Annotated in this window: 5 protein-coding genes; all 5 read right to left on the bottom strand. The window is 54.2% G+C overall.

The window, feature by feature from the left end:
* Positions 1-132: 132 nt before the first annotated feature.
* Positions 133-1,020, bottom strand: coding sequence for a hypothetical protein (locus tag JW883_07995; GenBank protein MBN1842205.1), 888 nt, complete (start codon positions 1,018-1,020; stop codon positions 133-135).
* A 100-nt stretch (positions 1,021-1,120) separates the two neighbouring features.
* On the bottom strand, positions 1,121-2,791 hold the full coding sequence (locus JW883_07990) for a DUF4445 domain-containing protein (protein ID MBN1842204.1): 1,671 nt from the start codon (positions 2,789-2,791) through the stop codon (positions 1,121-1,123).
* A 27-nt stretch (positions 2,792-2,818) separates the two neighbouring features.
* Entirely contained in the window at positions 2,819-3,553 is a 735-nt protein-coding gene (locus JW883_07985; protein MBN1842203.1) for a hypothetical protein, read from the bottom strand.
* A 78-nt stretch (positions 3,554-3,631) separates the two neighbouring features.
* Positions 3,632-4,258 carry a corrinoid protein gene (locus JW883_07980; GenBank protein ID MBN1842202.1) on the bottom strand — a complete coding sequence of 209 codons (627 nt, stop codon included), beginning with the start codon at positions 4,256-4,258 and terminating at the stop codon, positions 3,632-3,634.
* A 240-nt stretch (positions 4,259-4,498) separates the two neighbouring features.
* Positions 4,499-8,173 (bottom strand): pyruvate carboxylase, encoded by a 3,675-nt coding sequence (locus tag JW883_07975; GenBank protein ID MBN1842201.1) that lies wholly within the window; start codon positions 8,171-8,173, stop codon positions 4,499-4,501.
* Between the last annotated feature and the right edge of the window lie 557 nt (positions 8,174-8,730).

The raw sequence follows: 8,730 nt of genomic DNA, 5'->3' as shown, positions 1-8,730 counted from the left end.
GCCGCGTGTCATCCCTGCAGCAAGTCGCCGACGCGCCATAGCTTGGGCGACGGTGCGCTGCAGGGTATTCCGGCGAAGGCGAATAAAACATCTCATTCTGTAAGATTTTGTAATTCAAGGCCTGACCCCATTTCATTTCTGTGTTGCTTTCTCCAAGAGCCGCCTGTAGTACACATAGTTCTCGAAGCGCACATCTTCGCGGACCCGTCCGTCGGCCAGTGGCACGTAGCCGCCGTCAGCCACTAGGGGCGGCACTTTCTCTTCGACTTCGCGGCGGACGGCCTCTTTGTCACCCCGCAGTGCATCAAGGTCTATTCCACCGATCAGGCGCAGGTCGCGGCCGAACTGCCGGCGTAGATCGCGATAGTCCATTGCCTCGTTGTTGACCTCACAGGCCCAGAGGCAAGTGAAACCCCACTTCAAAATGCTCGGGATAAGTATTCTGGTGTTCGCAAATGTCCGAAAGACTATCGTCTCCACTCCGTATCGGCCCAGCACATCGAAAACGGGCTTATAGCTGGTGAGCACAAATTCCTCATACATCCGTGGTGAGATCAAGGGTCGGTCACTTCCCCCGATCGGCTCAGTAAAGACAGCCGCATCAACCTCAACCTCTCGTAGCACCCGTTCCGCCAGTCTGGCCGCGAACTCAGCCTGGATCGCCATGGCTTCTCGCACGAACTGCGGATCTTCTATGACCAGACGGACTACCTCGGTGAACCTACGCCAGTCATTAACGCCCATTGAAAGGAAAAAGCCACGGTGCACCCGGAGCATGAGCACGTGGTCGCGTGTCTGCCAGGCGCTAATACGCTTGGGCCACTTGTTCGGCAAACGACGGGAGTCGTATGGATCCAAGTTCCTTCGAAGTGCCTCCAGCTCGGGCCTTGAGGTGGGCCACTTCTTGAGTTTGGGAAGAGGTTCTAAGTCCACCAGGATCTCTTCGCGCTGATCGGAGGGGAACATCTGAGAAAGATTTGCATCAGTTGGAAGGCCCTGCCTTTGCCATACTTTCAGCACCTCGGCCCGTATGCCCTCCTCGAAGTAGGGCACGCGGTCGGGCCTGCCGTATCGCATGGTCTCGCGAAATCGTTCGCTGCTCTTCATGCCGTACCCCCTTCTATGTACTGCTCTGCTCTCGAGGATCTGGAAATGCCAAAGAGTTCAGGAACACCTTATAGAAATCAGGATGGGAGGCCAGGTCAACCACCCTGGTCCGGCGGGCAATTTCCTCGGCCCGTTCAGTACTGTCTCCATAGAGTACTGCGAGGATTGCTCCCTCACCGGCAGCATTTCCAACGGTTTTCACAGAGTTCTGGGCAAGCCGCGGCAGCATGCCGATCGTCATGGCATCCTCTTTGTTCAAAAAAGTCCCAAAGGCTCCGGCCATGAGAAATCGTTCAGGCAGCTTTGACTGCGCTTCCCGGCACAGGAGGGTGATGCCGGCAAGGAGTGCTGCCTTGGCGAATTGCACCGCTCTGACGTCTTTTTGGGTTAACGTGACGTCCACGCCTGCCTGGGTCTCCTCTGCCGACACCAGAACAAACTCCACCGCCCCCCCGCTGTTGCGCCGAAGGTTGGGATGATTGCACTGCGGATTGAAACGGCCACTCTTAAGAATCGCACCCGCTTTTAACAATGCAGCCACGGCGCTCACTACACCCGAGCCACAGATGCCGGCGGGTTTTCTCGGTTCCTCTGGATTGCGTTGGATCAGCGAATGGCTGACCCTTGCATCCACTGGGTCGAGGCTGATGGCATCCACCGCCCCTGAAACCGCATGCATACCATGGCTTATGGCCGCACCCTCTAGAGCAGGACCGGTGGCACATGAGGCAGCAATGAGGTCTCCTCGGACATTCAGTATGACCTCGCCATTGGTGCCTACATCAAGCATCAAAGTCCCATCATCGCTCAGGTCTAGGTCGGTTGCCATGACAGCACCAACAACATCGCAGCCGAGAAAACCAGAGATGAGCGGCAGTGTGTGGACTCGAGCCTCAGGGTGAAGCCCCAGCAGGCCAACCTCTCCAGCAGCCATTTCCCTGGGGCCGGTAAAAGCCGGCTGGTAAGGGTAGGTCCCAATGGTACTGGGATCCACTCCCAGAAAGAGGTGGATCATGCAGGAGTTTCCCACCACAACGACTTTCGCGATGTCGTCAGTTTCAATGCCACATTGACCGGCGAGCGATGCAACGGACTGGTTGACCGCGGCCACCACGAGTTCTTGCATCCTGGCCAGGTTGTCCCTGTCAAAGGCCACGGAGCTGATCCGGCTCATCACATCGTCCCCAAAGATCAGCTGAGGATTACGCACAGATCCTGAGGCCAGAACCTTGCCCTGGCCCAGATCACAGAGAAAGTGCGCAATGGTGGTAGTGCCAAGATCAACGGCCAACCCATAACCGGCGCGGCTAAGGGCTGGGGTCGGGGTAGTCCTCACCGGGCCGAACTTGCGCACGAAGGTCGGCTTGGTGATCACCTCAGCAGGGGCAAGGCTGGTAAAGGGTATGTCAATGGCAAGGTTGCTTTGGACCTCCCACTGGCACGCCTGGCGTTGCACCAGGCGTGAGAGCCGGCTGCCCACATCCATGCCGACCTGGCCATTGCCTTCTGTTCCAGGCTCCTCTTGAACGCCGACCAGGCACTTGGCGCAGATCCCCTTGCCACCGCACTCGGAGCGGAGCTGAATACCGGCGCAAGTCAAGGCCTGGAAAAGGGTTTGCCCCTCGGTGGCTTCGATGCGCCGGCCAGAGGAGAGCAAAACAATTTCATGACGGTTCGAGCTCATAAGTGGCTCTGCCTTTTTAACGTACAATTACCGCTCTGCTCTGAACTGGCAGTGCTTCAAGTTACAGCGCCGACACTTGACGGTAGGGCTTCTCCGGTTTTCCGTTGGGCTCAATCTAACGAAAAAAGAGAGAGATTTCATGGGCTCCATGACCAGACTCTCGTTGAGCTTCACCTGGATAGCGCCAGCGTCCACCAACTGGAACAGGAGAGACTGGGTTTCCATGGGCATATCCTGGTAACCGGGGCCGAAAGGGCAGCCGGCAAACAACTGCATCCCCCGCGCTCGTTGGCTAAGCAGTTCATGACTTTTGTTTGCCAGAGCATCCAGCAGGCTTACCCCAGCCGCGTCCAGAAGCATGGCCTGAAAAAGCTGGCCCCGGTAGGTGAGCCTACGGCAGGCATTTTCTAGAGCCGCGCCAAGGCTACAGACGCACGAAGCAAGGTATCGGGTGTTGGGGCGGCGTTCAACCTGGGGTACCTCGAGGCAAAGCCCGCTTTCCATGATCAGCCCTCCCGAAGTATCAAGAGCCGTCACCCTGTTGAGCCTGTAAACAAGAACGGGACAGCTCAGGTGGATCGCCTGCTCAATGGTAGCGCGCAGAGGATCATGCATCTTAGGATCCTCCTTAAACCTGCTCCCCGCCAGATAGCGGACCACCTCCTCCGGCGCGGCAGAGATGGCCCCAGGGAGAAAGCGGATAATGGTCGACTGTTCCTGGTTCACAATAAGTGGGTCGTTTTCGACCACTTTCAGTTTCATAGGAATGCTAGTCTGGGGTCGGACCGGCTCATGACTCGTGCCACAACCCTTTATTTTCAGGCTAACCCATGGGAGAGCTCACTTGGCGACCAACCGTCGGGCCACAGTAACGGCACCAGGGGCGTCCGGACTGTACCCGTCGGCGCCAATCTTGTCGGCAAAGGCCTGAGTCACCGGCGCACCGCCCACCATGGTCTTGGGATTGCTGCCCTCTATCTTAAGTTTGGATATAGTAGCTTCCATAGCGGACATGGTCGTGGTAAGCAGGGCTGACATGGCGACAATATCAGCGTTGCCTTTTCTGGCAGCCCTCAAGAACTTGCCCGCGTCTGCATCCACACCCAGATCGATTACCTTGAACCCGGCACACTCAAGCATCATGGCCACCAGGTTCTTACCGATATCGTGCTGGTCGCCCTTGACGGTGCCGATGACGATTGTGCCCTTGGGTCTGGCCTCTGCACCTACCAAGTGAGGGTGCAATACTGCCACACCCCTTTTCATAGCCTGGGCGGCCATGAGCATCTCGGGCACAAAGAATACACTCTGGCTGTACCGCTTGCCCACTTCATCCATAGCCGCAATAAGCCCTTCGTTGAGGATAGTCATGACGTCTGTACCCTGGGCCAGTTCGGCCTGGACTATATCGGCAGTCTGGGCTTGGTCCAACGCTAAAACCGCGTCGAATATCTCTTTAATTGCCATGAGTCAGTAGATAACTAAGTTTCTATGAGCCGACAGTTGTTTTCTTTAGCATACTGTTCGCCTCTTTTTACGGCGTGCCCCACTCCGGGCTGGGTCATCCCGAGACGCCTGGATAAGTCCGTCAACGCGTATCCCAGTTCCCTCACCGCCAACATCATGTCAAACTACTTATATATTTGTGCCCGTCCCACTTGAAACATTAAAGCACGGGCTGACAGGCCCCTATTCCCCCAGCAATTATCACTGGATTTCCAGGTTGTGCCCGCAGTTCGGGCAGAACTTGTAGTCCTCTTCAATGTCAGCATTACAATTGGGGCACCGTTCAAAAGGCGGCGCCAGCTCCATGAGGAGCTGGCCCTTTTTCACGGCGACCATTTTCTTATCAGCCTTGTAATCGGCAAAAACCAAAACCCTCTTTACAACCCCGTCCACAGCAGAAGTGACAGCGCACTCTGTCTTCATAATGGAAAGGTTTAGTACCTCTTCTCCGGCTTTGACAGCATTGCCCTCCTTTTTGTGCACGAGCCACAGGTCTGCATCAAAGGGCGCCCCAATATGATATGGATTTCTGCTGTCGGCCATCTCGCGCCTGGGCCCTGCTTCGACGGACTCTGCCACTTTTATATCTTCTACGAACACTTCATAATCGAGCTTGTACCTCACCCTTCTTGTGCCACGGGGGCGGGTTTTGCCGACTCGTATGATCTTTATGGTGTGTACCTTTCCATCGGAGGTGACAAACTCCCGTTCTACCCCAGGCTGGAGCCCTTCAAACCAGATGTCGTCCGGCAAGACATTCGGCTCTCCATACTTGTGGAGGTTCTTTATCAGCTTCAAAGCGTCTCCTGGGTGATTGAGATAATTGACTACTTCATTTTCCGTGGGCGTACGTCCAATATGCTCGGCCAACTCTGCTTCAACGGCCTTCATGTCCACAGGGGGCAAGAAGTTGAGAGGACTTTCCTCCGTGCGTTCTGCTATGGCATCACGCCAGTTCTCACCGAATACAGACTCATACACCCAGTCATCAGGCCAGCCAAGGGGAAGCTTGCCGAACTTGCCCCAAAGGAGGTTCTTCAAGGCATCATTGGCGTGGGAAAAAAGGACCAGGCGGTCTTTCTTGACGTTATCATCAAGGGCCTCTTCCGGGGTGGAGGTAACGGTCTTCAGCAGGTCGATCATCCGTTGCACTTCCCCCAATCCGCCACGCTCATATGCCTTGACGGCCATCATGTAACCGTTTGTCCACGTGATCTGAGAGCCCGGGGTCACGTCGTGGTAGCGAATAAGCTTTCGACACAGTTCAAGGATGAGCAGAATATGGGGAAGCAAAAAAGCGTATCCTTGCTTCAAGGCGGCTTCCTGACTGCTTGAGGTAGCGCCCCCCGGAAGGCCGTGACGGGTCACATCGTGATCGGGACCCAGGAATGTGGGTCGACAGTAATGATCATACACGGGCATGATCTGCTTTAGGACAAAGGCCGCCTCCCGGATCTTATCTTTGTCAAGGCGTGTTTTCAGGCCCAACTCCCCTTCAACGTAGGCAACCACCGGCAAGACGGCCGCCTGGCTGTAAAACCGCACCGCCGGACCATCTGCCACGTCGAGAATCTTGGCCCCGGCTTTTGCTGCACTGCCCAGGGCCGGAACTGCCAAACCGTCGCTGATATGTCTGTGATACTGAATAATGAGTTCCGGGTAATCGTCTAGAATCGCTGAGATCAGGTCATAGATGAATCGCGGAGGACAGACCCCGGCCATGTCCTTGAGACAGAAAATGATTTGTTTAGAGGCTCCTGCCTCATCGCAACCCAAGATGCGACCGACCATAGAGAGGATGTCATTCAACACGGAAAGGTAGTGTTCAATGGTGAAGCCTTCAGCCCAACTCAAACTGATGGCCGGTTCGAAGATGCGATTTTCAGCTTGAAGCACGATTTCGGCAAAAGGGACCATGTTGTCAATGTGGTTCAGAAAATCAAAGCAGCGTATCACATGGTAGTCCTTGATGATCATCCTGCCTGTTCGTTCCATGACTTCCCTGGCCTGCGGAGCATACCCGAGGATGTTGGTGGAACGAATGAGAATCATTTTTGGGGTATTCGGAGCGAAGGTGTTCCATTCCTCGGCTTCCGCCCAAGGGTCCGTCATGCACCCCAACATACCTACATGGTAATGAGCGCCTCCTCCGTTTTCAATGGACACATAACCACACTGGTCGAGCAAGGGACCGACCAATCGATCGTCAAAGAGGCGGAACCTGTTTCCAGACTCTGACTGGGTAACGTCTCTGGGGGTCGTATTTGAGAACTCGACGAACTCCGAGTCTCGAAGATAGGCCAGGACCACATCTCTGTGGTCATCCGGCCTAAAGGGCGGTTCATAGTTTGTTATTGAGGGCTCCGTGGAAGACGAGGCTTGGGCCGTTGGCATGGGGCCGACTCTTGCGTCTTCCGGAGTTCGGTAGGGGCCGAGCCCGATATAGGGATTATACCCCACAGCCGTAATTTCCGCCATGAGCCCTGCAAGCCGAAGATGTTCCGGGACTACTTCCTGATAAGAAATGAGGTCAGGCGTGGTTTCGATGAATTTGGTATGGACTTCGCCCGCCCTAAACACTGGATGCGTAACAATCTTCTTGTGAAAGGGTATGGTTGTTTTGAGTCCGCCGATGAAATATTCCGACAAGGCCCTTTCCATGATGGAGGCGGTTTTTTCCCATGTACCGCCATAGGTCATGAGCAAGGCCCCTAAAGAATCATAGGCCTTGGGAAATTCATAATCACCAAAGACGCAGGAATCGAGGCGCACTCCTTCACCACCAGGGGAAAGATAGCGAGTTATTGTCCCTGAGTTGGGCATGAAATCACGCTGGGGGTCTTCGAAATTGATCCGGCACTGCATTGCAAAACCCTTCGGCTTGAGTTGCTCTTCTGTGAGACGGAGCTTTTCACCAAAGGCAATGCGTATCATCTCTTCGACGATATCTATGCCGTACAGGAGTTCTGATATGCCGTGCTCTACCTGAAGACGGGTGTTGGCCTCAATGAAGTAGAAGTTCTGCTTGTCATCGACCAAAAACTCAATCGTGATGATGGAATCATATCCCACTGCAGTAGCCATCTGGAAGGCAGCCTCTTTCAAGGCGTTGCGCAACTCCGAAGAAGCCTCTCCCCATGGTGATGGGGTAATCTCTAACAGTTTCTGATACCTTCGCTGGCAAGAGCAATCCCGTTCGTCGAGTGCAACGGCATTTCCGAACTTGTCGCAAATCACCTGTATCTCGAGGTGCCTGACCACAGGAAGAAACTGTTCGATGTACAGATTGGGGTTGCCGAAGCTTGCCTCAGCCATGCCTGAAGCCTTAGGGAACTGACGTTCCAGTTCCTCCTGCGAATGGACCACCACAACTCCTCTGCCACCACCGCCCCCTTCGCTTTTGATCATTACAGGGAAACCGATCTTTTCAGCGATCCTCTTTGCCTCCTCCAAAGAGACCGCGCCATCGGAGCCTTCCACCACAGGCACGGAGAGGGACTTGGCCAACTCCCTGGCTTTGACTTTGTTGCCGAGACTTTTCATGGGACCCTGTGAGGGGCCTATGAAAACAACATCGTGCTCTGCACAGATGGAAGGAAAGTGATTGTCCTCGGCAGCAAAGCCCCAGCCGGGATGAAGAGCCGCAATATCGTACTTCTTCGCAATCCGCACAATCTCTTCTATGTCCAGGTAACCACCCACCACCGAAAGGCTGAATGCCTTGTCTGCTTTGGACACATGGGGTGCGGTTTTATCTACTGGAGTAAAAAACGCCGCATAAATAGCGCCCATCTCTCTGATCGTTCGTCCGACACGAAGGGCAGGAATACCGCGATTGGCGACACCGATAAGCATGTTTTCAAAATTGACGGCCATGAAGTGAGTCCCTCCTTTTCTCCTTTGCCCGAACAAGCAGCAACACCGGAGCTATTTCTTGCTGATGCTGCCGCCACACTGACCTGAGGACGGTAATATAACTCAGGGGGACGCATAACTCAGGGGGACAGGCATAAGTAGATAACTAAGTTTCTATAAGCCGAAAGTTGTCTTCTTCGGCATACTGTTCGCCTCTTTTTACGGCGTACCCCACTCCGGGCTGGGTCATCCCGAGACGCCCGGATAAGTCCGTCAACGCGTATCCCAATTCCCTCACCGCCAACATCATGTCAAACTAATTATATATTTATGCCCCACATCGTCTAGGCATGATAACCCCTTAGCATATGAATCCCCCTTCGTGAACTGTAAAACTAAAGGGCGTCTATCAAATCTCCCAAATCTCCTAAACTGTAAAACTAAAGGGCGTCCCTAAAATGTCTCCCACTCCATTTTTTGTAAATGATACGTTTAAATGATTATAATTCTAACTTCAACTCCATTTTGGCTTTTAGCTTTCCCTTTAGTTTATTAATGAATGTGTCCTTGGATGGGAT

The sequence above is a fragment of the Deltaproteobacteria bacterium genome, from assembly GCA_016930875.1.
Lineage (GTDB): Bacteria > Desulfobacterota > Desulfobacteria > Desulfobacterales.
This window is presented reverse-complemented; position numbering and strand designations above follow the sequence as displayed.